The organism is Saccharopolyspora rosea, from assembly GCF_025643595.1.
Taxonomy (GTDB): Bacteria; Actinomycetota; Actinomycetes; order Mycobacteriales; family Pseudonocardiaceae; genus Saccharopolyspora; species Saccharopolyspora rosea.
In genome coordinates this window covers 5978821-6002418 of the sequence record NZ_CP102826.1, presented here as the reverse complement: position 1 = coordinate 6002418, position 23598 = coordinate 5978821, and the positions used below count along the sequence as shown (strand labels likewise).

22 protein-coding genes are annotated in these 23598 nt (G+C 71.6%); 18 read left to right on the top strand and 4 right to left on the bottom strand.

Annotated features, from left to right (window positions below; all coding sequences use genetic code 11):
• The first annotated feature begins 218 nt into the window (after window positions 1-218).
• The 7 genes from allB (at window position 219) to NV263_RS27835 (ending at window position 7435) form a co-directional block, all read left to right on the top strand.
• Window positions 219-1589, top strand: coding sequence for an allantoinase AllB (gene allB, locus NV263_RS27865; protein ID WP_263249713.1), 1371 nt, complete (start codon window positions 219-221; stop codon window positions 1587-1589).
• A gap of 241 nt (window positions 1590-1830) precedes the next feature.
• Window positions 1831-3282, top strand: coding sequence for an NF041680 family putative transposase (locus NV263_RS27860; protein WP_263248408.1), 1452 nt, complete (start codon window positions 1831-1833; stop codon window positions 3280-3282).
• Between the two features lie 175 nt (window positions 3283-3457).
• Window positions 3458-3973, top strand: coding sequence for a barstar family protein (locus NV263_RS27855; protein ID WP_263249712.1), 516 nt, complete (start codon window positions 3458-3460; stop codon window positions 3971-3973).
• A 72-nt stretch (window positions 3974-4045) separates the two neighbouring features.
• On the top strand, window positions 4046-4717 hold the full coding sequence (tsaB, locus tag NV263_RS27850) for a tRNA (adenosine(37)-N6)-threonylcarbamoyltransferase complex dimerization subunit type 1 TsaB (RefSeq protein WP_263249711.1): 672 nt from the start codon (window positions 4046-4048) through the stop codon (window positions 4715-4717).
• Between the two features lie 20 nt (window positions 4718-4737).
• Window positions 4738-5220 carry a ribosomal protein S18-alanine N-acetyltransferase gene (gene rimI / locus NV263_RS27845; RefSeq protein ID WP_263254402.1) on the top strand — a complete coding sequence of 161 codons (483 nt, stop codon included), beginning with the start codon at window positions 4738-4740 and terminating at the stop codon, window positions 5218-5220.
• On the top strand, window positions 5217-6269 hold the full coding sequence (tsaD, locus tag NV263_RS27840; protein ID WP_263249710.1) for a tRNA (adenosine(37)-N6)-threonylcarbamoyltransferase complex transferase subunit TsaD: 1053 nt from the start codon (window positions 5217-5219) through the stop codon (window positions 6267-6269). Before rimI ends, tsaD begins: the two co-directional genes overlap by 4 nt.
• 332 nt (window positions 6270-6601) lie before the next feature.
• The gene (locus tag NV263_RS27835; RefSeq protein ID WP_263247972.1) at window positions 6602-7435 is read left to right on the top strand and encodes an IS5 family transposase; all 834 of its coding nucleotides are present in this window, start codon (window positions 6602-6604) and stop codon (window positions 7433-7435) included.
• 76 nt (window positions 7436-7511) lie between these two features.
• Here the strand turns inward: NV263_RS27835 and NV263_RS27830 are convergent, their stop codons facing one another.
• Together NV263_RS27830 and NV263_RS27825 are read right to left on the bottom strand one after the other, a co-directional pair.
• Window positions 7512-8093 carry a SanA/YdcF family protein gene (locus tag NV263_RS27830; protein ID WP_263249709.1) on the bottom strand — a complete coding sequence of 194 codons (582 nt, stop codon included), beginning with the start codon at window positions 8091-8093 and terminating at the stop codon, window positions 7512-7514.
• 56 nt (window positions 8094-8149) lie between these two features.
• A complete protein-coding gene (locus NV263_RS27825) occupies window positions 8150-8611 on the bottom strand; it encodes a MarR family winged helix-turn-helix transcriptional regulator (protein WP_263249708.1) in 462 nt (153 codons plus the stop codon).
• A 91-nt stretch (window positions 8612-8702) separates the two neighbouring features.
• Here NV263_RS27825 and NV263_RS27820 point away from each other — a divergent pair, with 91 nt between their 5' ends.
• The 3 genes from NV263_RS27820 (at window position 8703) to groL (ending at window position 11640) form a co-directional block, all read left to right on the top strand.
• Window positions 8703-9107 (top strand): DUF5313 domain-containing protein, encoded by a 405-nt coding sequence (locus tag NV263_RS27820; protein ID WP_263249707.1) that lies wholly within the window; start codon window positions 8703-8705, stop codon window positions 9105-9107.
• A 493-nt stretch (window positions 9108-9600) separates the two neighbouring features.
• Window positions 9601-9891: a co-chaperone GroES gene (groES, locus tag NV263_RS27815; RefSeq protein WP_263249706.1), complete on the top strand. Its 291-nt coding sequence runs from the start codon at window positions 9601-9603 to the stop codon at window positions 9889-9891.
• 123 nt (window positions 9892-10014) lie between these two features.
• The gene (groL, locus tag NV263_RS27810) at window positions 10015-11640 is read left to right on the top strand and encodes a chaperonin GroEL (protein WP_263249704.1); all 1626 of its coding nucleotides are present in this window, start codon (window positions 10015-10017) and stop codon (window positions 11638-11640) included.
• A gap of 183 nt (window positions 11641-11823) precedes the next feature.
• Here groL and NV263_RS27805 read toward each other — a convergent pair whose 3' ends face one another.
• Window positions 11824-12129 carry a WhiB family transcriptional regulator gene (locus NV263_RS27805; RefSeq protein ID WP_263249702.1) on the bottom strand — a complete coding sequence of 102 codons (306 nt, stop codon included), beginning with the start codon at window positions 12127-12129 and terminating at the stop codon, window positions 11824-11826.
• 209 nt (window positions 12130-12338) lie between these two features.
• Here NV263_RS27805 and NV263_RS27800 point away from each other — a divergent pair, with 209 nt between their 5' ends.
• From NV263_RS27800 to NV263_RS27785, 4 genes are all read left to right on the top strand, one after another.
• Entirely contained in the window at window positions 12339-13433 is a 1095-nt protein-coding gene (locus tag NV263_RS27800) for a MerR family transcriptional regulator (RefSeq protein ID WP_397545609.1), read from the top strand.
• Between the two features lie 299 nt (window positions 13434-13732).
• The gene (locus NV263_RS27795; RefSeq protein WP_029536209.1) at window positions 13733-14329 is read left to right on the top strand and encodes a response regulator transcription factor; all 597 of its coding nucleotides are present in this window, start codon (window positions 13733-13735) and stop codon (window positions 14327-14329) included.
• Between the two features lie 456 nt (window positions 14330-14785).
• Window positions 14786-15358: a sigma-70 family RNA polymerase sigma factor gene (locus tag NV263_RS27790; RefSeq protein ID WP_263254401.1), complete on the top strand. Its 573-nt coding sequence runs from the start codon at window positions 14786-14788 to the stop codon at window positions 15356-15358.
• Complete coding sequence (locus tag NV263_RS27785) at window positions 15359-16504, top strand: anti-sigma-D factor RsdA (RefSeq protein ID WP_263249694.1); 1146 nt, start codon at window positions 15359-15361, stop codon at window positions 16502-16504.
• Window positions 16505-16560: 56 nt separating this feature from the next.
• Here the strand turns inward: NV263_RS27785 and NV263_RS27780 are convergent, their stop codons facing one another.
• On the bottom strand, window positions 16561-16932 hold the full coding sequence (locus NV263_RS27780) for a DUF5319 domain-containing protein (RefSeq protein ID WP_263254400.1): 372 nt from the start codon (window positions 16930-16932) through the stop codon (window positions 16561-16563).
• Between the two features lie 282 nt (window positions 16933-17214).
• On the opposite strand from NV263_RS27780, the gene guaB reads away from it, so the two are divergent.
• From guaB to guaA, 4 genes are all read left to right on the top strand, one after another.
• Window positions 17215-18726: an IMP dehydrogenase gene (gene guaB, locus NV263_RS27775; protein WP_263249693.1), complete on the top strand. Its 1512-nt coding sequence runs from the start codon at window positions 17215-17217 to the stop codon at window positions 18724-18726.
• 146 nt (window positions 18727-18872) lie between these two features.
• Complete coding sequence (locus NV263_RS27770) at window positions 18873-20003, top strand: GuaB3 family IMP dehydrogenase-related protein (protein WP_263249691.1); 1131 nt, start codon at window positions 18873-18875, stop codon at window positions 20001-20003.
• A 75-nt stretch (window positions 20004-20078) separates the two neighbouring features.
• Window positions 20079-21776: a GMC family oxidoreductase N-terminal domain-containing protein gene (locus tag NV263_RS27765; RefSeq protein WP_263249690.1), complete on the top strand. Its 1698-nt coding sequence runs from the start codon at window positions 20079-20081 to the stop codon at window positions 21774-21776.
• Between the two features lie 219 nt (window positions 21777-21995).
• Window positions 21996-23582 carry a glutamine-hydrolyzing GMP synthase gene (gene guaA, locus NV263_RS27760; protein ID WP_263249688.1) on the top strand — a complete coding sequence of 529 codons (1587 nt, stop codon included), beginning with the start codon at window positions 21996-21998 and terminating at the stop codon, window positions 23580-23582.
• Window positions 23583-23598: the final 16 nt, after the last annotated feature.

Sequence of the window (23598 nt, the reverse complement as noted above, 5' to 3'; positions counted from 1 at the left end):
CCCGGACCGGCATGGGTCCGGCTCGGGCACACCTCTTGACCACGCCCCCGCAATGGGGGATCGTTTCGTGTGTCGGTAAGTATACTTCGCATCGCGGAATAGGCCGAGATCCTGATTCCGCGTCCACGTGTTGTGAGCCGGGCGGGGATGCTGCCCTTGACCCGGACCGCAAGACGGTTCAACATTTTGTTGAACAAGTGTCCGAGGAGGTACCCGCGTTGCCCGAACCAGCCACCGGGACGTTCGACGTCGTGTTCCGCGCCCGCCGCCTCATCGGCCCGAACGGGGAGACGTCCGGCACCGTCGGCGTCCGCGACGGCCGCATCGCCGCAGTGGAGGCGCTCGACGCACGGCTCGACGCGCCCCGCACCATCGAGCTCGCCGAGGACGAGGTCCTGCTGCCCGGGCTGGTCGACACCCACGTGCACGTCAACGACCCCGGGCGCGCCGAGTGGGAGGGCTTCGAGACCGCCACCCGGGCCGCTGCCGCGGGCGGCATCACCACGCTGCTGGACATGCCGCTAAACAGCCTCCCGCCGACCATCGACACCCAGTCGCTGGAGGTCAAGCGCAAGACCGCGCGCGACAAGGTGCACATCGACGTCGGCTTCTGGGGCGGTGCGGTGCACGGCAACCTCGCCGAGCTGCGCGGCCTGCACGAGTCCGGGGTGTTCGGCTTCAAGTGCTTCCTGCTGCACTCCGGCGTCGACGAGTTCCCGCCGCTCAACGCCACCGAACTCGACGAGGCGCTGCGCGAGCTGGCCGGCTACGACGCGCTGATGATCGTGCACGCCGAGGACTCCGACGCCATCGAGCACGCGCCCACCGCGCACGGGGAGACCTACCGCGACTTCCTCGCCTCCCGCCCGCGCGGCGCGGAGAACTTCGCCATCGCGCAGGTCATCGAGCTGGCCCGGCGCATCGGCGCGCGGGTGCACATCCTGCACCTGTCCTCCTCGGACGCCCTGCCGATGATCGCCTCGGCGCGCGCGGACGGCGTCCGCGTCACGGTCGAGACCTGCCCGCACTACCTGAGCTTCGCCGCCGAGGAGATCCCGGACGGCGCCACCCAGTTCAAGTGCTGCCCGCCGATCCGCGAGGCCCGCAACCGGGAACTGCTCTGGCAGGGCCTGGCCGGCGGGATCATCGACTGCGTCGTCAGCGACCACTCGCCGTGCACCCCGGAGCTGAAGCGCTTCGACATCGGTGACTTCGGCGTGGCCTGGGGCGGCGTGGCCAGCCTCCAGCTCGGCCTGTCCGCGGTGTGGACGCAGGCGCGCGTCCGCGGCTTCGAGCTGGCCGACGTGGTGAACTGGATGTCCCGCAGGCCCGCCGAGTTCGCCGGGCTGCGCCGCAAGGGCTCCATCGCCGTGGGGCAGGACGCCGACCTGTGCGTCTTCGCCCCGGACGACGCCTTCGTCGTCGACGCGGCCAAACTGCACCACCGCAACGCGGTCTCCGCCTACCACGGGCGGCCGCTGGCGGGCGTGGTCCGCGCCACCTGGCTGCGCGGCCGCCCCATCGTCGGCCCCGACGCCGAGTCCGCCGCCCCGCAGGGCGAACTGATCACCCGCACCGAAGCGTCCTGAGAGCCTGTCTTTGGACTCGTTTTGGGTGGCGGTGCAGGTTGCTTGCGTACTCACCGAAAGAGAAAGCGGCTGGCGCCGCTTGCCACGCCTGTTCCGGGAGCAAGTTCAAAGACAGGCTCTGAGCTTGGTTTTTAACCTCTACCGCTGGTAGCAGGGGCCCGGTTGATCATGAAAGCAGCCCTTGGTTGATCATTCCTCTTGCCACAGACAGAAGATCAACCCAAGGGCTGCGATGGTCAGTGTGCATGATCCCGATCGCGAAGCTGCGCTCGGGGAGTTGGTCAGGTTCCGCCAGGAGTTCTATGCGTGTCTGACCGCGCGGGCGGATGCGTTGTTCGAGCTGGCCGAGGCGGTGTTGTGCACCGATGGCCCGGTGCGGTCGTTGGTGGGGTTGTCGCTGGCGCCGGAGCACCGGCGCGGGCACGGCGCGTTGTATGACGCGATGAACTGCGGCCGGATCGACATCGAGCGGTTGCGGACGACACTGGCGGGTCTGCCGCTGCCCCGAGCGGCCGACGGGCGGCTGGTGCTGGCGGTGGATGTGTCCCCCTGGGTGCGGCCCGATGCCAATACCTCCCCGGACCGCTCGTTCTGTCACACCTACGGTCGCGGCAGAGACCAGCATCTGATGATCCCCGGCTGGCCGTACTCGATCGTCGCCGCGCTGGAGGCCGGCCGCACGTCGTGGACCGCGCTGCTGGACGCCATCCGGCTGCAGCCGGGCTGCGATGTCGCGGCGGTGACCACGGTGCAGATCCGCCAGGTCGTCGAGCGGCTCATCGCAGCCGGCCACTGGCAGCCCGGCGATCCGGAGATTCTGGTGGTGCTGGATGCGGGGTATGACGCCCCGCGCGTCGCCCACCTGCTGGGTGGGCTGCCGGTGCAGATTCTCGGCCGGATGCGTTCAGACCGCGTCCTGCGCAGGCCCGCTCCGGCCCGAATGCCCGGCGCGCGCGGTCGGCCTGCCCGACACGGCGGCGAATTCATCTTCCGTGACCCGGCTTCCTGGGGCGACGAACACGTCATCACCCGCACCCCCACCCGGCTCTACGGCACCGCCACCGCACAAGCCTGGAACCGACTCCATCCCCGCCTGACCAGCCGCGCCGCCTGGACCGGACACCAGGGTCCACTGCCGATCATCGAAGGCACCCTCATCAGGCTCACCGTCGATCGCCTTCCCAGTGGCGGCCAAGCCAAACCGGTGTGGCTGTGGTGCTCCGCAATCGACCTGGACGCCGCCGACATCGATCGCTGCTGGCAGGCATTCCTGCGCCGCTTCGACATCGAACACACCTTCCGCCTGTTCAAACAGACCCTCGGCTGGACCGTCCCGAAACTGCGGGACCCCGAAGCCGCCGACCGCTGGACTTGGCTGATCATCACCGCCCACACCCAGCTTCGCCTCGCCCGGCCACTGACCGCCGACCTGCGGCGCCCCTGGGAGAAACCAGCCCCACCCGAGCGACTCACGCCCGCCCGCATCCGGCGGGGTTTTCGGAACCTGCGCACGAAGACCCCCTCGCCAGCGGGCGCACCGAAACCCACCCGGCCCGGCCCGGGACGACCACCCGGCTCAACAAACCACCGCCGCGCCCCACGCCATAACGTCGGACGCATCCTCACCACCGGCGAGGCCTACCAACGCCCCACCCACCACAACAAGGGCACCAAACCCAGACGACAAGGTTAAAAACCAAGCTGAGCGCAGCGAGCGGCTCCGCCGCGTGAACGCGACCGCTCTCGATCGGGTCACCGGGCAGCGCCCCGGTCCTGCGGCGCCCGCCGGTTCCGCCGGGCTGTTCCCGGCGGAACCTCGCGGCGAAACCGGCGGCACCCGGGTCCCGCGCTCGGCTACGCTGCCCGGCATGGCCCCGTTCGACCCCTCGGCGGAGTGCACCCAGCAGCTCGACTTCCAGCTGGTCAGGAACGGTTTCGTCACCCTGTTCCGGAGCCGTTCGGTGCTCGGCGGGACGACGTCCTGGCTCACCGAGCGCGGCTACCGCGTCGTCACCGTCGACGCCTCCGGCTGGACCGCTGACGCCGACCTGCACCGCGATCTGGCGGCCGCGCTGGACTTCCCGGACTACTACGGCGCCAACCTGGACGCGCTCAACGACTGCCTGAGCGACGTCGCCTGGTGCGAGTACGGCGCGTCCCGCGAGTCGACCGGCTTCGTCCTCGTCCTGGACGGCTACGACGCCTTCGCCCGCCACCGCCCGCGCTCCGCCCACGCGGTCCTGGACATGTTCGCCGACCAGGCGCGGGCCGCGGCGCTGATCGGTCACCGCATGATGTGCCTGGTCCGCTCCGACGACCCGCGGCTGTCCTTCGACGTCGTCGGCGCCACACCCGTCCTCTGGAACCCCCGGGAATCCCGCTGACGGGCACGCACCGAGCGGGACCGTGCGCCCCGCGTAACCCGGTTGACCAGCGCTGACGTACTCTGAGTAACCGTGCTCGTCATCGCGCTGGACACTTCGACCCCCGCGGTCACCGCGGGCCTGGTCGCCCTGGACGACGGGACGCCGCGTCCGCTCGCCGAACGGGTGACGGTGAACCCCCGGGCGCACGGCGAACTGCTCATGCCGCAGCTGCTCGACGCGCTCACCGAGGCGGGGCACCGGCTCGGCGACGCCGACGCGATCGTCGTCGGATCGGGCCCGGGACCGTTCACCGGACTCCGCGTCGGCATGGCCACCGCCGCGGCCCTGGGCCAGGCGTGCGACCGGCCGGTGCACCCGGTGTGCGGACTCGACGCCATCGCCGCGCAGGCGGCGGCCGACGGCCCGCTGCTGGTCGCCACCGACGCCCGCCGCAAGGAGGTCTACTGGGCCGCCTACGACGCCGCCCGCGCGCGGACCACCGGGCCGCGCGTGCAGCGTCCGGCGGACGTGCCGGTCGCCGACCTCGGCGTGGCGGCGGCCGCGGGCGAGATGGCGGAGGCGCTGGGCGTCCCGGCCGTCGAACCCCGCTACCCGTCGCCGGTCGGCCTGGTCCGCGCGGCCCGCGAGGTCCTGCTCTCCGGGGCCGAGCCGGAGCCGCTGGTGCCGCTGTACCTGCGCCGCCCGGACGCGGCGACGCCCGGTCCGCGCAAGTCCGTCGTGCCGGGTCGGGGTGCGCGGTGACCGGCGGGGCGACCACCTCGCTGCGGGTGCTCAAGCTGCGCCGCAGCGACCTGAAGCGGTGCGCCGAACTGGAGCGCGTGCTCTTCCCCGGCGACGACCCGTGGTCGCGCGAGATGTTCGCGGCCGAGCTCGACATGGGGCACTACTACGTCGGCGCCTACGACGAGCACGACCGGCTGCTCGGCTACGCCGGGCTGGCCGTCGTCGGGCGTCCGCCGCACGCCGAGGCCGAGGTGCACACCATCGGCGTCGATCCCGAGCACCAGCGCCGCGGCGCCGGCACGGCGCTGCTGCGCGCCCTGCTGGCGCGCGCCGACGAGCACCGGGCGACGACCTTCCTGGAAGTGCGCACCGACAACGACACCGCGATCGGCCTGTACCGGGCGCACGGTTTCGAGATCGTCGGACTGCGCAAGCGCTACTACCAACCGTCCGGGGCGGACGCGCACACCATGCGCCGCCCGCCGCGGACGTCGCCGAACCCCGTGGAGGAAGCGGGATGACTGACCGGATCGTGCTCGGCATCGAGAGTTCCTGCGACGAGACCGGCGTCGGCCTGGTCCGGCTGACCCCGGACGGCGCGGTCGAGCTGCTGGCCGACGCGGTGGCCTCCAGCGTCGAGGAGCACGCGCGCTTCGGCGGGGTGGTGCCGGAGATCGCCAGCCGCGCCCACCTGGAGGCGATGGCTCCGACGATGCGCCGCGCCCTCACCGACTCCGGCCTGTCGCTGTCCGATGTGGACGCGATCGCGGTGACCGCGGGCCCCGGCCTGGCCGGGGCGCTGATGGTCGGCGTCGCGTCGGCCAAGGCGTACGCGTCCGCGCTCGGCGTGCCGCTGTACGGCGTCAACCACCTCGCCGGGCACGTCGCCGTCGACACCCTGGAGCACGGGCCGCTGCCGTCGCGCTGCCTGGCGCTGCTGGTCTCCGGCGGCCACACCCAGCTGCTGCTGGTGGAGGGCATCGCGGAGAAGATCACCGAGATCGGCTCCACCATCGACGACGCGGCGGGCGAGGCGTACGACAAGGTCGCGCGCGTCCTCGACCTGCCGTACCCGGGCGGCCCACCGATCGACAAGCAGGCCAAGCAGGGCGACCCGGCGGCCATCGCGTTCCCGCGCGGCCTGACCGGCCCCCGCGACCCGGCGTTCGACTTCTCCTTCTCCGGCCTGAAGACGGCGGTGGCCCGCTGGGTGGAGACCGAGCAGCGCGCGGGCCGCGACATCCCGGTGCCCGACGTGTGCGCCTCGTTCCAGGAGGCGGTGGCCGACGTGCTGACCGCCAAGGCGGTCCGCGCGGCGCACGAGTTCGACGTGGACACGCTGGTGATCTCCGGTGGTGTGGCGGCGAACTCGCGACTGTCCGCGCTCGCCGCGCAGCGGTGCGCCGACGCGGGGATCACGCTCCGCGTGCCCCGCCCGCGGCTGTGCACCGACAACGGCGCCATGATCGCCGCGCTGGGCGCGCACGTGCTCGCCTCCGGCGCCCAGCCGTCACCGCTGAACATGCCCGCCAACCCCGGACTCCCGGTCGAAACGATCGTCGCCGGCTGAGAGCTGTCTTCAACGTCGTTCTCGGTAAGCGGCGTGAGCCGCTTTCTCTTTCGGTGAGCGGTCTCGCAGCTGGCACCGCCGCGGGTTCTCAGCGGTCGTCTCGCGAGGACAGCCCCTCCGCCGTGTATTGGGCATACATCAGGAGGGGCTTCCGGAGCCGATGTGACTGTGGCGCGTCAGCGCCTCCGTGGGGGGTGGTGGTCGGGTGACGGGCGGGCCGCTGAGTGCCTGTCTTTGATCTTGGGGGGACCCCGGGGGCGGGTATGAGAGAGGGCCTTTGCTAGTGATCGTGACAGCACATCAAGATCGACACAGCAAAGGCCCGATCCGCTTTGTACACCACCGCGCCGGCTGCCGGCTCGACGGCCCGTGCCCGCCGTTACCCCTCGGACACCACCGACGCCGAATGGGCAGTGATCGAGCCCCTGCTGCCCGCCCCGGCCTGCCGCACCTGCAGCGGAGGGCGTCCGGAAAAACACCCCCGCCGGGATGTCGTGGACGCGATCCGCTACTTCGTCGACAACGGCTGCAAGTGGCGGGCCCTGCCCGCCGACTTCCCGCCCTGGAAGACCGTCTACGGGTTCTTCACCCGCTGGAGCCGCGACAACATCGTCCTGGGCCTGCGCGACAGGCTGCGTGAGCAGGTCCGCGCCCGCACCGACCGCCACCGCACCCCCAGCGCCGGGATCATCGATTCCCAGTCGGTGCGGGCCGCCGAAACCGTCGGCCGCCACACCCGCGGTTTCGACGGCGGTAAAAAGATCAACGGCCGCAAACGCCACATCGCCACCGACACCCTCGGCCTGCTGCTGGGCGTGTCCGTGACCGCCGCCCACATCACCGACCGCCGCGGCGCCGAACTCCTCCTGCGCTACCTCCACACCCGCCACCCACGCCTGGAACTGGTCTTCGCCGACGGCAACTACAGCGGACGCCTGACCACCTGGACCCAGGCCGCCCTGGGCATCACCCTGCACATCGTGCGCAAAATCGCCGGACAAACCGGCTTCCACGTCCTGGCCCGCCGCTGGGTCGTCGAACGCACCCTGTCCTGGATCACCCAAGCCCGCCGCACCGTCCGCGACTACGAACGCCTCCCCGCCCACTCCGAAACCATCATCAACTGGGCCGCCATCACCCTCATGACCCGCCAACTCACCACCTAACCCAAGATCAAAGACAGGCACTGAGGTTCCGCCACCGGCACCGCCACCCAAAACGAGTTCGAAGGTAAAAAAGCGCTCAGCGGCGCCACCAGAACGCCTTGGCCGTCGCGAGGACTTCCCGCCGCGCGCCCCGCGCGGAAACCCGCCGCAGGCCGTCGGCCGCCGCGTCGTGGCCGACGCCGTAGGCGTCCATCCCCGCCCGGCGGCACAGCGCGACGGCGCGCCGCAGGTGGAAGCGGGTGGTCACCACGGTGACGCGGCGCAGTCCGAATTCCCCGGCGGCCCGGCGGCACGACCGCCAGGTGTCCACACCGGACTCGTCGAGCACCACCGCGGACGCCGGAATCCCGCGCGCCACCAGGTAATCCCGCATCACGACCGGTTCGCTGTGGCCGCGCGACTCGGGACTGCCGCTGACGATGATCCGCCGCACCTTCTCGGCGTCGAACAACGCGCGGGCCACGTTGAGCCGCCCTTGCAGGATGCGGCTCGGCCTGCCGTCCCACCGCACCCCGGCGCCGAGCACCAGCGCCACCTCGGTTCCGGGAACGTCGGGCACGTCGCGGATCCGGTGCGCGCTGCGCAGCAGCACCCATCCCGACGGCGCGATCACCGCCACCGCGCCCGCGCAGACCAGCAGGGCCCAAGCTCCTCGCACGCGTCCAGTGTGCCGCCCGCGGTCCCGGGGCGGGACCGCCGTCCCCCGCGCGGTGCTCACCGCCCGTCGAGGGCGGTCCGGGAGGCGTCGATGACCCGGCGCAGCGCGGCGTTGAGCCGTTCCAGCTCGGCGACGTCCATGCCGAGCAGTTCGACCACGCGGTAGGGGATCTTCTCGGCCTCCGAGCGCAGCCGCGCACCCGCGTCGGTCAGGTCCACCGCGAGCAGCCGTTCGTCGTCGGTGCTGCGCGTGCGGGTGACGTAGCCGATCGACTCCAGCCGCTTGAGCAACGGGGACAGCGTGGCGGCCTCGGCCTGCAACGTCGCGCAGAGGTCCTTGACCGAGCGCGGCGCGCGTTCCCACAGCGCGAGCATCACCAGGTACTGCGGATGCGTCAGCCCCATCGGCGCGAGCAGCGGCCGGTACAGGGCGATCACGTTGCGCGACGCCACGGACAGCGCGAAGCAGACCTGCCTGTCGAGGGCCAGCGGGTCGTCCCCCAGATCGATCGGAGCCACCCCGTCATTATCCCGTCGCACAGGCTGTAGCGCACTAATAATTAGTGTGCTAATCATTGTGCCGAAGGGTGTTCCGACGCGAGGAGGCGACGTGGCCGACGCCCGACGAGTTCGCCCCGGTCCGCTGCGGTGGATCTGGTACGCCTACGGCGGCCGGTTGCCCGACCGGCACCGCGAGTGGGTGCTGCACGACATCACCTGCCGCACGTGGGTGTTGCGGCACTTCGCGCGCAGCCTCGTGCAGATCTCCCCGGGACTGCTGTTCCTGCTGCTGCCCGGTCCGCTGTGGATCCGCGCGATGGCGGTGCTGGGCGGCGTGATCCTCGCGCTCTGGTACTCGCTGTCCTACATGGAGCACACCTGCGAGTACCGGCTCACCCGCCACGGCTATCCGCTCGGGACCGGACGGGCCGTCCGCGACGAGGCGAAGGCCGCTCAGCGCGCCGAGTCGGCGGCCCGCTACGCCCGGATCTACCGCAACGGGCAGGACGGCTGAGATCGGATCACTTCGGGCGCCAGCTCGACCGGGTCGGCGGTCCCGACGGGCCGGGCGGCCGGGAGGGGCGGGGACGTCGCTCCCAGGGCCGGTTCGCGGGTTTGGACAGCGCGGGCATGGCTGTAGAACGTAGGACACCGGAAGCGCCTAACGTGAATCCTCTGCGGCATTGGTGACATTTCCCGCATGGCGATCTACCTGCGGAGATCACGCAGCGTTGATCGCCGGTAACGACACCGCAGGTGAGAGCTCCGGAGGCGTCCGGGGCCACCGCCGGTGACCGCCGGTGCCGCCCCCGTGCACCCGCCTCCCGCCGCCCGTTCCGGCGAACCCCGGTGCGAGGGTGGTGCCGGTTGTTGAGGGTTGGCACTCGCATGGGTAGAGTGCTAGACGAACGGCGCCGGAGCGCCCCGGCACCCGCGACGGCGGGGAGCCACGGAGCCGTCGTGAATCAGCCAACGCTTCGAAGGCCCCAGAAGGTGGAGGTCACACCGTGGCGAGCATCAAGCCGCTTGAGGACAAGATCGTTGTCCAGGCGAGCGAGGCCGAGACGACGACCGCGTCCGGCATCGTGATCCCGGACACCGCCAAGGAAAAGCCCCAGGAGGGCAAGGTTCTGGCCGTCGGCCCGGGTCGCATCGACGACAAGGGCAACCGCATCCCGCTGGATGTCAAGGAAGGCGACGTCGTCATCTACTCCAAGTACGGCGGCACCGAGGTCAAGTACAACGGTGAGGAGTACCTGATCCTCTCCGCCCGCGACGTGCTGGCCGTCGTCAACTGACGATCTCGCAGCGCGAGACCAGTGCCGCCCCGGCGGTCCCGACCGCGGGACCTCCGGGGCGGCCGCGTGTCGGGGGCGTGCCCCGGCAGCAACCAGGCATCCATGCTGAAGGGCTGTTGAACCATGGCTAAGCAGATCACCTTCGACGAGCAGGCCCGCCGGGCGCTGGAGCGCGGCGTCGACCAGCTCGCCGACGCGGTGAAGGTCACCCTCGGGCCCCGCGGCCGCCACGTCGTGCTCGACAAGCAGTTCGGCGGGCCGCAGATCACCAACGACGGCGTGACCATCGCGCGCGAGATCGAGCTGAGCGACCCGTACGAGAACCTGGGCGCCCAGCTCGCCAAGAACGTCGCGACCAAGACCAACGACGTCGCGGGTGACGGCACCACGACCGCGACCGTGCTGGCCCAGGCGCTGGTCCGCGAGGGCCTGCGCAACCTGGCCGCCGGAGCCAACCCGGCCGCGCTGAACAAGGGCATCCAGGCCGCCGCCGACGCGGTCGTGGAGCGGCTGAAGGAGAAGGCGACCCCGGTCAAGGGCCGCGACAACATCGCCCAGATCGCCACCGTCTCGTCCCGCGACGCCAACATCGGCGCGCTCATCGGCGAGGCCATGGAGAAGGTGGGCGAGGACGGCGTGATCAGCATCGAGGAGTCCTCGACGCTGGCCACCGAGCTGGAGATCACCGAGGGTCTGCAGTTCGACAAGGGCTACATCTCGCCGCACTTCGTCACCGACGCCGAGCGCCAGGAAGCCGTCCTGGAGGACGCGCAGATCCTGCTGCACCGGGAGAAGATCTCCAACCTCCAGGAGCTGCTGCCGCTGCTGGAGAAGATCGCTCAGAGCGGCAAGCCGCTGCTGATCGTGGCCGAGGACGTCGAGGGCGAGGCGCTGTCCACCCTGGTCGTCAACGCGGTCCGCAAGACCTTCCGGGTCGTGGCGGTCAAGGCCCCGTACTTCGGCGACCGCCGCAAGGCGTTCCTGGACGACCTGGCCGTCGCCACCGGCGCGCAGGTCATCGCGCCGGAGGTCGGCCTCAAGCTGTCCGAGGTCGGTCCGGAGGTCCTCGGCTCGGCCCGCCGCATCACCGTGACCAAGGACGACACCACGATCGTCGACGGCCGCGGCAGCGCCGACGACGTCAAGGAGCGCGCCGAGCAGATCCGCAAGGAGATCGAGGCCAGCGACTCCGACTGGGACCGCGAGAAGCTGCAGGAGCGGCTGGCCAAGCTGGCCGGCGGCGTCGCGGTGATCAAGGTCGGCGCGGCCACCGAGACCGAGCTCAAGGAGCGCAAGTCGCGCATCGAGGACGCCGTCGCCGCCTCCAAGGCCGCGGCCGAGGAGGGCAGCGTCCCCGGCGGTGGCTCCAGCCTGGTGCACGCCGCTCAGGCGCTGGCGGACAACCTCGGCCTGACCGGCGACGAGGCGACCGGTGTGCAGCTGGTGCGCCGGGCCCTGGAGGCCCCGCTGTTCTGGATCGCCGCCAACGCGGGCCAGGAGGGCGCCGTCGTGGTGTCCAAGGTCCGCGACATGAAGTGGGGCGAGGGCTACAACGCCGCCACCGACGAGTACGGCGACCTGGTCCAGCCGGGCATCGTCGACCCGCTGAAGGTGACCCGCTCCGCGGTCGCCAACGCGGCCTCCATCGCCCGCATGGTCCTCACCACCGAGAGCGCCGTGGTGGACAAGCCGGAGGAGCAGCCCGAGGCTGCCGCCGGGCACGGCCACGGCCACGGTCACGGCCACTGATCAGATGGCGGGCCGGAGCGGCGCCGACCGCCCGCCCGGCCTCCTGACGCGAATCGGGGCGGCACCCGCGAGGGTGCCGCCCCGATTCTTTCCCGACGCCTCCCCGATGCCGGATGACGCCCCTCGTTGTCATCCGGCCCCGCGGCCCGGCGTGGTCCGGATCCGCCGTCGCGTGGCGGTCGCTCAGCTGGCCGCTGCTGCCAGCTGCTGGCGCTTGCGCGCCTTGATGATCACTTCCCGTTCCGACTCGGACAGCCCGCCCCAGATGCCGTAGGGCTCCTGGACCGCCAGGGCGTGGTTACGGCACTGGACGATCACGGGGCAGTGCTGGCACACCTCTTTTGCCTTCGCTTCCCGCCGGGCCCGCGCCGGCCCCCGTTCGCCGTCCGGGTGGAAGAAGTACGCGCTGTCCATGCCTCTGCACGAACCGCGTATCTGCCAATCCCAGATGTCGGCGTTCGGTCCTGGAAGACGTCGAGTGTCTGCCATTGCGACAACCACCTCCCACCGGTGGATCCCCTCCCTGCCGCGAACGCTGACCGCTCGCGGCCTCGCATGATCCAACCGTAGAACCGCGCCAAAACTTGTTCAACCCTTATCGCGCCAAAAGCTGTTCATCATTGGAGTGATCTAGCGGTGGGGAGATCGACTCGGGGACCGGCTTGCTCTTGATCGCCGAGAACCGGAACATGTCCCGCGTGACGACGCAGCCGGAGCCTGCTGAGGGGCAGGAACTCGCCATCCCCGCCGACGACTCCGGAGCGACCGAGGACTCCGACGCGAGTGCGGCAGCCACGGGCCAACCTCGGCTCACGGTCGCTGCCGTGGCGCGTCGGCTCGGCGTCGCGCCCGCCACGCTGCGGACCTGGGACCGCCGCTACGGGCTCGGCCCCAGCGGTCACACCACCGGCAGGCACCGCCGCTACGGCCCCGACGACATCGCCCGCCTGGAACAGATGCAGCGCGCCCTGCTGCGCGGTGCGTCTCCGGCCGAGGCGGCGCGCTACGCGCGCACCGCGGCCGCGCCGCTGCCGCAGCGCTTCCCGGCCGAGTCCGAGGACGCGCCGGCCGACGAGGTCGGCGACGGGGCGCTGATGTCGTCCGGCGTGCTCGACGACGAGCACAAGATCAAGTTCGACCGCGCCGCCAACACCGGCGGCCGGGGGTTGCGGCTCAGCGGCGCCGGGCCGCGGGCGCGCGGGCTCGGCCGCGCCGCGCTGGCCCTGGACTCCTGGTCGGCGCAGCGGCTGCTCATCGAGTCGATGGGCAGCGACGGCGTGGTGCGCACCTGGGACGAGATGCTGTGCCCGGTGCTGCGGGCGGTCGCCGAGCGGCGGCAGCGCTCCGGTGCCGGGGTGGAGGTGCAGCAGCTGCTCGTCGACTGCGCCTCCACGGCGCTGCGGTCGGTGATCGCGACCGCCCCCGCTCCGGTCAACCCGCGACCGGTGGTGCTCGCGCCGGTGCCCGGGGAGGCGCAGGAGCTCGAACTCATCGCGCTCGCCGCCGCCCTGGCGGCCAACCGCGTCGGCCACCGGCTGTTCGGCGCGGCCCTGCCGCGCGAGGGGCTCGCCTCCGCCGTGCGGCGCCTGGCGCCCGCGGCCGTCGTGCTGTGGTCCGACCAGCCGCACTACGCGTCGCCGCGGGTGCTCGGGGACATCCCGATCACCCGGCAGCGCGCTCGGGCGTTCGTCGCGGGAGCCGGGTGGACGCCCGAAGCGCTGCCCGCGCACGTCGAGCTGCTCGGCTCGCTGGAGGGCGCCGTTGACCGGGTCGTGGAGACCGTCGTCGGCTGACTGTGACGTAAATCACATTAACCGAACGCATATTGGGTGAAACTCTTCGCGCGGACGGGGGAAGCTGGGGGTGCTACCCCTCGCTATCGGGTGAATACCGCTGGTATGGAGCTCGGTCCGGGGCGGTGGCCCGCCTTCGACGGACCGGCTTCTGGCGGCCGTTCCGTCCCGGGCAATCCGGCCCAGCGGGCCCGGTCGCGGAATTTCTTGACGGATTAAGCACCGGATCGTGTCAAGGTTTCCGCCGCTGCGTCCGATAGGGGAGGTGGAACGTCACTCGCCTGCAGGAAGGAGTTCCCGTGACGACGGTCCTGATCTGCGATGACCGACGTAGCGTCCGGGAAGGGCTCACTCGTGTGATGTCTGCTGTCCCGGGAGTGAGTCGGATCGATTGCGTTGCGCACGGTGACGAGCTGCTCGCCCGCTTCTCGCGGCAGGCCGTGGACGTGGTGCTGGTGGGTACCCAGCGCGCGGTGCCCAACGGCGTGGAGGCGACCCGTCGGCTCGTTTCGGCCCATCCCCAAGCGAACGTGATCGTCTTCGGCGCACCGGACGACGCGGCCAGCATCGCCGCCGCGATCGCCGGAGGCGCCCGCGGCTACCTCCGGTGGGACGCCTCCCGTCCGGAACTGGTGGCCGCGCTGGCGCACACCCTCGCCAGCACCTCGGTCCCGGCACCCCGCCAGCCCTCGGACCCGGGCGTGCAGCTGACCGAGCGCGAGCTGCAGGTGCTGCGCGGCATGAGCCAGGGCAAGAGCAACGGCCAGATCGGTCGCGAGCTCTACCTCTCCGAGGACACCGTCAAGACCCACGCGCGCCGGCTGTTCCGCAAGCTCGGTGTGCGCGACCGCGCGCAGGCCGTCGCCCACGGCTTCCGCCGCGGCCTCGTGGCCTGAACCGGGCGGATCGCCCACTTCCTCCTGTCCGGCGCCGCCCGGCGCAAGAGGGGCGGCGCGGCGTCGGTTCAGCGGGCTGACGTTACGGTTGCCGCCGTGATCGCGATCACGGCGGCAACCCGTGCGAATGGCCGATCCGGACGCCGCCGTCCGCTGCGAGCGAGGTCACACCGGTGGCGGGGCGGTGTTGCCGCGAGGGGCCCACCGGGACGTTCGCGAGTTCCGCCTCCGCCTTCCGAGTGGAGCGCACAAGATCCCCCTGGCCTCGGAAAACGCCGAGCGGCCGGGCTTCTGGTATGTGTGAATGGGTGACCACCTCCGCCGTCCTCCCCGACGCCCTGTTCAACGACCACCCGCTGCCCGGTACGGTGAGCTCGGCGTGGCGTGCGACGCACGCGAGTTCCGCCGGACGAATCCGAGTCGCTTGAACGCGTAACACCAGGGCTGCTGTCTGCGATGACCAACGTGGGGGACGGGCTGGACGCTCTTGTAAGCGCCGCCGTCGACGGCGATCGTCAGTCGATCGAGCGCTTGCTGGCCGAAATCCGTCCTTTGGTGGTGCGGTACTGCCGCGCCAGAGTCGGACGTAACGAGCGGTCGTTCGCATCCGCGGACGACGTGGCCCAGGAGGTGTGCCTCGCGGTGCTCACCGCGCTGCCCACCTACCGGGACCAGGGACGTCCGTTCCTGGCGTTCGTGTACGGCATCGCTGCGCACAAAGTGGCTGATGCGCACCGCGCGTTGGCCCGCAACCGCTCCGAACCGGTCGCGGACGTTCCGGACACCCCGGAATCCGAGGCCGGGCCAGAGCAGCGGGCCATGCAGGGTGAGCTTTCGGGCAGGATGGCGCAACTGCTTCGTGTCCTTCCGGCCAAGCAGCGGGAAATCCTGCTGCTCCGGGTGGTCGTCGGGTTGTCCGCGGAGGAAACCGCCGAAGCGGTCGGTTCGACGCCGGGAGCGGTGCGTGTGGCACAGCACCGCGCATTGGCCCGGCTGCGAAAGACGCTGTCCGCGGAGGAGGTGGTCTGAATGGCTGAGCGGAAGGGGCCCGAGGGGGAGCGAGCGGACAACGAACCCGTCGAGTCCGGCCAGCAGAAGGACCGTTCGGACGGAGCGGACGAGCGGGACCTGGTTCCCGCGGAGGGAACCGCGGACGAGGGAACGGAACTGATCGACAACCATCGGGAATCCGGCTCGGCCGAGCCTGAGCGCACCGGCACCGCGCCGGACTCCGCCGCGGAGTCCGAGAGCGCGTCGGTGCTGACGTTCCGCAGGCGCGCCGATTCGGCCGACGAGACCGAGACCACCGAACTCATCGACTCCGACGAGGTCGGCGAGGAGCCGATCGACCTCGCCGAACTCCAGGCCGACGACGCGCTGCTGGACGCGCTCGGGGGCACCAACCCCGACGTCTCCGGTCACTCCGGCAACGAGGGCGAGCGCCCCGGGCTGGAGGCGCTGCTGGTCGCCTGGCGCCAGGACGTCGACGCCGCGCCGATCGGCGAACTCGTCGACGTCGACACCGCCGCGGCCGCCATCGCCGCGGGACGCCGCCCGGCCCGCCGGCTCAAGCGCTGGCACCTGGTGCCCGTGGCCACCGCGGCAGCCGTGCTGATGATCGGCTTCACCGGCGTCGGCCTGGCGGCCCGCGACGCGTTACCCGGCGACATGCTGTGGGGCGTCGCGCAGGTCCTCTACACCGACCACGCGCGCGCCGTGCAGGCCGCGACGTCGGCGCGGGAGAACCTGCGCAACGCCGAAGGCGCGCTCGACCAGGGCAACCGCAGTGCCGCCGAGGCCGCGCTGCGCTCCGCCCAGGAGCAGATGCGCTCGGTCGACGCCGAGCACGGGCTGTCGGACCTGCGGGCCGCGCACGCGTCGTTGACGGCGCGCATCGAGCGGGGCGAGAGCAGCGAGCGGGAGACGCCGACGCAGTCGTCGTCCGACTCCGGTCACCCGCCGTCGCCGACGACCCAGCCGCTGCCGCCGTCGAGTCCGCAGCAGCCGCCGCCCCCGCCGCCGACCGGCACCACGACGAGCAGCCCGAGCTCGACCCAGGAGCCGCCGGAGTCGAGCACCTCGCCGAGCGAGACCAGTGGCAGCTCGACCAACCCGTCCAGCGGGTGGGGATCGCCGCTGTTCCCGCAGCACAGCAGCAGTAGCGGCGGCAGCTGACACCGGACGCGCGAAAAGGGGCTCCCCGCCGGGGAGCCCCTTTTTCACGCCGTCGTTCAGCGGGTGCTTTCGCTCTCGGTCACGCCGTCCGCGTAGCCGCGGCAGTACTCCCAGGTCACGTACTCCTGGGGATTCGGGTCGTAGGCGGGTTCGTGCGGGCGCATCCGGCCGTCGTGCAGCAGCTGTTCCAGGCTCGCGCGCAGCAGTTCCCAGTCGTGGTAGTGGGACTCGCCGCAGTCCGCGCAGTCCACCACGATCCCGCGGATGCCGCGGGGCTCCAGCAGCGCCTGGTAGACGGCCAGATCGGTCAGGTCGGCGAGCAGTTCGGCCCGTTCCTCGTCGCCGAGCGGCGGCCCGTGGTCGGTGTCCTGGTCGCCGAGTGCCATGCTCGGGTCGTCCGGGTCGCCCGCGAACGGGTCTGGGGGCATCGGATCGTGCGGCACGGACCGCACGGTACCGGCCGTGTCCAGGGGCGGTGGGGGTCGGGGGACGGCACTGCCGCGGGCGGGCCCGCACGACCAGCGCAGACTCCTCCGCCGGGTGTGCCCGACGTCGCGTCGGCCGGGGCTCCGGGCGCCGACCAGCGGTCTCTATCATGTAAGGAATCCCTGTACCGGTTGGCGCGTTGACGCCAGTGTCGGCGCACCGGCGGCTCACCACCCACCGCATCCTTCGTGGACCCCAGCGTGAAGGAAGGCTCACCCCTCGCCATGACCAGCGAACTGTCCGCACCCGGCCTCCCCTCGAAGTTCGCGACGCTCGGTCTGACCTTCGACGACGTGCTCCTGCTGCCGGACGAGTCCGACATCATCCCCAGCTCCGTGGACACCTCGACGCAGCTGTCCCGCAACGTCCGGCTGCGCGTTCCGCTGCTGTCGGCCGCGATGGACACCGTCACCGAGGCGCGGATGGCGATCGCCATGGCGCGGCAGGGCGGTGTCGGCATCCTGCAGCGCAACCTGTCGGTCGAGGAGCAGGCGGCCCAGGTCGAGGTGGTCAAGCGCTCCGAGGCGGGCATGGTCACCGACCCCGTGACCTGCTCCCCGGAGGACACGCTCGCCGAGGTGGACGCGCTGTGCGCCCGCTACCGGATCTCCGGGGTGCCGGTGACCGACCCGGACGGCACGCTCACCGGCATCATCACCAACCGCGACATGCGGTTCGAGCTCGACCACACCAAGCGGGTGCGCGAGGTCATGACCCCCGCGCCGCTGGTGACCGCGCAGGTCGGCGTCACCGCCGACGCGGCCCTCGGGCTGCTGCGGCGGCACAAGATCGAGAAGCTGCCGATCGTGGACGGCGCGGGCAAGCTGCGCGGGCTGATCACCGTCAAGGACTTCGTCAAGACCGAGCAGTACCCCAACGCCACCAAGGACCCGGACGGCCGGCTGCTGTGCGGCGCCGCCGTCGGTGTCGGCGCCGACTCGCACGAGCGCGCCATGGCGCTGGTCGACGCCGGGGTCGACGTGCTGATCGTGGACACCGCGCACGGCCACTCGCGGGCCGTGCTGGACACCGTGGCGACGCTGAAGAAGGAGCTCGGCCACTCGGTCGACGTCATCGGCGGCAACGTCGCGACCCGGGCGGGTGCCCAGGCGCTGGTCGACGCCGGGGCCGACGCGGTCAAGGTCGGCGTGGGACCGGGCTCGATCTGCACCACCCGCGTCGTCGCCGGTGTCGGGGTGCCGCAGATCAGCGCGATCTACGAGGCCAGCCTGGCGTGCCGCCCGGCCGGTGTGCCGCTGATCGGCGACGGCGGCATCCAGTACTCCGGGGACATCCCGAAGGCCATCGCCGCCGGTGCCAGCAGCGTGATGCTCGGCAGCCTGCTGGCGGGCACCGCCGAGGCGCCCGGTGAGCTGGTGCTGGTCAACGGCAAGCAGTTCAAGGTCTACCGCGGCATGGGCTCGCTGGGTGCCATGCAGACCCGGGGGCAGGCCAAGTCGTACTCCAAGGACCGCTACTTCCAGGACGACGTGCTCTCCGAGGACAAGCTGGTTCCCGAGGGCATCGAGGGTCGGGTCCCGTTCCGCGGTCCGCTGTCCCAGGTGGTGGACCAGCTCGTCGGCGGGCTGCGGTCCGGCATGGGCTACACCGGCTCGCGGACCGTCCCCGAGCTCCAGGACGCCCACCTGGTCCGGATCACCGCGGCCGGGCTCAAGGAGAGCCACCCGCACGACATCACGATGACCGTCGAGGCGCCGAACTACAACGTGCGCTGACGCCGCGCGGTGCCGGTTCCGGGCGGAACCGGCACCGCCGGCGCTGTGACCGTCGTCCGGTTCCGGGCGCCCCCGTTGCGGGTCACACGGATGCCGTAGAGAGAATGTCTCGTTGGACAGCGGTGCCGTGAGAAGGGACTCGGACGGTGCGGGATCAGGTTGAGATCGGCATGGGCCGGACGGCCATGCGCGGCTACGACTTGGACGACGTGGAGATCGTGCCGTCCCGGCGTACCCGCTCTTCGAAGGACGTGTCGCTGTCGTGGCAGCTCGACGCCTACCGGTTCGACATCCCGCTGGTCACGCACCCCACCGACGCGGTGGTGTCGCCGGCGACCGCGGTCCGCATCGGTGAGCTGGGCGGGCTCGGCGTGCTCAACGCCGAGGGCCTGTGGGCGCGGCACGAGGACGTCGAGGGCAAGCTGTTCGACGTCGTGCGCGCGGCCGAGGAGAACGCCGACCCGGACGCGGCGATCCGGTTGCTGCAGCAGCTGCACGCGGCCCCGATCCGGATGGACCTGCTCGCCCAGTCGATCAAGCAGATCAAGGACTCCGGCGTCACGGTCGCGGCCCGCGTCAGCCCGCAGCACGCCGAGGAGCTGACCCCGGACCTGCTGGCCGCCGGGGTCGAGGTGCTGGTGGTGCAGGGCACCATCGTCTCCGCCGAGCACGTGGCGCGGGACGGCGAGCCGCTGAACCTCAAGCGGTTCATCGCCGAGCTCGACGTCCCGGTGGTCGCGGGCGGGGTCGGCGACTACCGCACCGCGATGCACCTGATGCGCACCGGTGCGGCCGGGGTGATCGTCGGCTTCGGCCAGTCCCGCGCCGCCACCACCACGCAGGTGCTGGGCATCGGCGTGCCGATGGCCACCGCGATCGCCGACGCAGCGGCGGCCCGCCGCGACTACCTCGACGAGACCGGCGGCCGGTACGTGCACGTGATCGCCGACGGCGCCCTGTCGTACTCCGGGGACATCGCGAAGGCGATCGCGTGCGGCGCGGACGCGGTGATGCTGGGCGAGTCGCTGACCGAAGCGGCCGAGGCGCCCGCCCAGGGCTACTACTGGACGGCCGCGGCCGCGCACCCGAACCTGCCGCGCAGCGAGATCGTCGGCTTCGCCGGTTCCGGCGCCGACCTGGAGACCCTGCTGTTCGGCCCGAGCAGCGACCCCTACGGCACGCTGAACCTCTTCGGCGGGCTGCGCCGCGCGATGGCCAAGACCGGCTACCGCGACCTGAAGGAGTTCCAGAAGGTCGGCCTGATGCTGCGCCGCTGAAACCCGCCAGCCGGCGGGAATTTCTCCTGATCGGCCTCTGGCTACTGACGAGTAGTCACGTTTACGCTGTCGCGCATGGCTCGACGCGACGGTGCAGCGAACACCGACTTCGACGTGGTCGTGATCGGCTCCGGCTTCGGCGGCAGCGTCGCCGCGCTGCGGCTGACCGAGAAGGGGTACCGCGTCGCGGTTCTGGAGGCGGGACGCCGTTTCGGCGACGACGAGTTGCCGAAGACGTCGTGGGACCTGCGGAACTTCCTGTGGGCCCCGCAGCTGGGCTGCTACGGGATCCAGCGCATCCACGTGCTGCGCAACTGCCTGATCCTGGCCGGTGCCGGGGTCGGCGGCGGGTCGCTGAACTACGCGAACACGCTGTACCGGCCGCTCAAGCCGTTCTACGAGGACCCGCAGTGGGCGCACATCACCGACTGGGAGTCCGAACTCGCGCCGCACTACGACCAGGCGACGCGGATGCTCGGCGTGGTGACCAACCCGACCGAGACGCCGTCCGACGTGGTCATCAAGCAGGTCGCCGACGAGATGGGCGTCGGCGACACCTACCACCGCACGCCGGTCGGGGTGTACTTCGGCAAGCCCGGTGAGACCGCCTCGGACCCGTACTTCGGCGGGACCGGTCCGGCGCGGACCGGGTGCACCGAGTGCGGGGCGTGCATGACGGGGTGCCGCGTCGGCGCGAAGAACACGCTGGTCAAGAACTACCTGTACCTGGCAGAGGCGAACGGCGCCGAGGTGTTCCCGATGACCACGGTGAACCGCCTCGCGCAGGGCGGCGACGGCCGCTGGCGGATCCTGACCCGGCGCACCGGGGCGAAGCTGGACCGGCGGCCGCGGGTGTTCACCGCCGACCAGGTCGTGGTCGCCGCCGGGACCTGGGGCACCCAGAACCTGCTGCACCGCTGCCGCGAGTCCGGAGATCTGCCCCGGCTGTCGGCCAAGCTCGGCGTGCTCACCCGCACGAACTCCGAGGCGATCATCGGGGCGCAGATGCGCGCGGTGGACCCGCAGCGCGACTTCTCCACCGGGGTCGCCATCACCTCGTCGTTCCACCCGGACGCCGACACGCACATCGAGCCGGTGCGCTACACCGAGGGCGCGAACGCGATGGGCCTGCTGCAGACGCTGCCCACCCGGGGCGGCGACCCGCGCCCGCGCTGGAAGCAGTGGCTGCGCTTCCTGGTCGAGCACCCGCTGCAGTCGTTGCGGATGCTGTGGGTCGGCGGCTGGAGCCAGCGGACCGTGATCCTGCTGGTCATGCAGAGCCTCGACAACTCGTTGACCACCAGCCTGCGGCGCCGGTTCGGCCGCGCGCGGCTGACCTCGCGGCAGGGGCACGGGGCGCCGAACCCGACGTTCATCCCGGTCGGGGAGGAAGCCAACGAGCGCGTCGCGGAGAAGATCGGCGGGATCGCGGGCGGGACCTGGGGCGAGCTGTTCGACGTCCCGATGACCGCGCACTTCATCGGCGGCTGCCCGATCTCCGAGGACGCCGGGCACGGCGTCATCGACCCGTACCACCGGGCGCACGGCTACCCGACGTTGTCGGTGGTGGACGGCTCGGCGATCAGCGCGAACCTCGGCGTCAACCCGTCGCTGACCATCACCGCCCAGGCGGAGCGGGCGTTCGCGATGTGGCCGAACAAGGGCGAGCCCGATCCGCGCCCGGCGCCCGGTGCGGACTACCGCCGCCTGGATCCGGTCCGGCCGAAGGCCCCGGCCGTCCCGGCGGACGCCCCGGCTGCGCTGCGGACCTGAGTGCCTGTCTTCGAACCTGCTCCTGGAAGGGGCGTGACAAGCGGCGAAAGCCGCTTTCTCTTTCGGTGAGCGGTCTCGCCACCGGACCGCCTCGCACAACGAGTTCAAAGACAGGCTCTTGAGCCCGCTCGCGAAGCAGGCCCTGGCCGCACTGTGGCGTTGGTTACCTGGGAGAATGGGTGCAGCGCACAGGTGGGATGGCTAGGAGGTCTCGACGACGTGTCCGGTTCCGCGAGCAACGGCGACCAGGGGCCCGTCCTCGTCGTCGACTACGGCGCCCAGTACGCACAGCTGATCGCACGGCGCGTGCGGGAGGCGCAGGTCTACTCCGAGGTCGTCTCGCACGACACCCCGGTGGACGAGATGGTCCGCCGGAACCCGGCGGCGATCGTGCTGTCCGGGGGCCCGTCCAGCGTCTACGCCGAGGGGGCGCCGCAGGTCGACCCGGGGCTGTTCGACGCGGGCGTGCCGGTGTTCGGCATCTGCTACGGCTTCCAGGCGATGACCGCGGCGCTCGGCGGCACCGTCGAGCACACCGGGGTCCGCGAGTACGGCCGCACCGAGCTGGAGGTCACCGGCGAGGGCGGTGCGCTGCACGAGGACCTGCCGGGGCACCACCCGGTGTGGATGAGCCACGGCGACTCGGTGAGCAAGGCCCCGGAGGGCTTCACCGTCACCGCGGGCACCAAGGACACCCCGGTCGCGGCGTTCGAGAACGTCGCGCGGCGGCTGGCCGGTGTGCAGTACCACCCGGAGGTCGCGCACTCCCCGCACGGGCAGGAGGTGCTGCGCCGCTTCCTGCACGAGATCGCCGGGGTCCGCCCGCAGTGGACGACCGCGTCCATCGTGGACGAGACCGTGGCCGCGATCCGGGAGCACGTCGGCGACCGGCGGGCGATCTGCGCGCTGTCCGGCGGGGTGGACTCCGCGGTCGCCGCGGCGCTGGTGCACCGCGCCATCGGTGACCAGCTGACCTGCGTGTTCGTCGACCACGGGCTGCTGCGCTCCGGTGAGCGGGCGCAGGTCGAGCGCGACTTCGTCGCGGCCACCGGCGTCCGGTTGGTCACCGTCGACGCGGTCGACCGCTTCCTCGGCGCGCTCGCCGGGGTCACCGACCCCGAGGAGAAGCGCAAGATCATCGGCCGGGAGTTCATCCGGGTCTTCGAGCAGGCCGCCCGCGACCTGCAGGCCGAGGCCGGCGCGGCCGGGGAGCACATCGACTTCCTGGTGCAGGGCACGCTGTACCCGGACGTCGTGGAGTCCGGCGGCGGCTCCGGCGCGGCGAACATCAAGAGCCACCACAACGTCGGCGGGCTGCCCGAGGACCTCCAGTTCCAACTGGTCGAGCCGCTGCGCGCGCTGTTCAAGGACGAGGTGCGCCGGGTGGGCCTGGAGCTGGGCCTGCCGGAGACGATCGTGCACCGGCAGCCGTTCCCCGGGCCGGGGCTGGGAATCCGGATCATCGGCGAGGTCACCGCGGACCGGCTGGCGACGCTGCGCGCCGCCGACTCGATCGCCCGCGAGGAGCTGACCGCCGCCGGGCTGGACCGCGACATCTGGCAGTGCCCGGTGGTGCTGCTGGCCGACGTCCGCTCGGTCGGCGTCCAGGGCGACGGCCGCACCTACGGCCACCCGGTGGTGCTGCGCCCGGTGTCCAGCGAGGACGCGATGACCGCGGACTGGACGCGGCTGCCCTACGACGTGCTGGAGCGCATCTCCACCCGCATCACCAACGAGGTCGCCGAGGTGAACCGGGTCACGCTGGACGTCACGTCCAAGCCGCCGGGCACCATCGAATGGGAATGATCTGAGCCGAACCGGC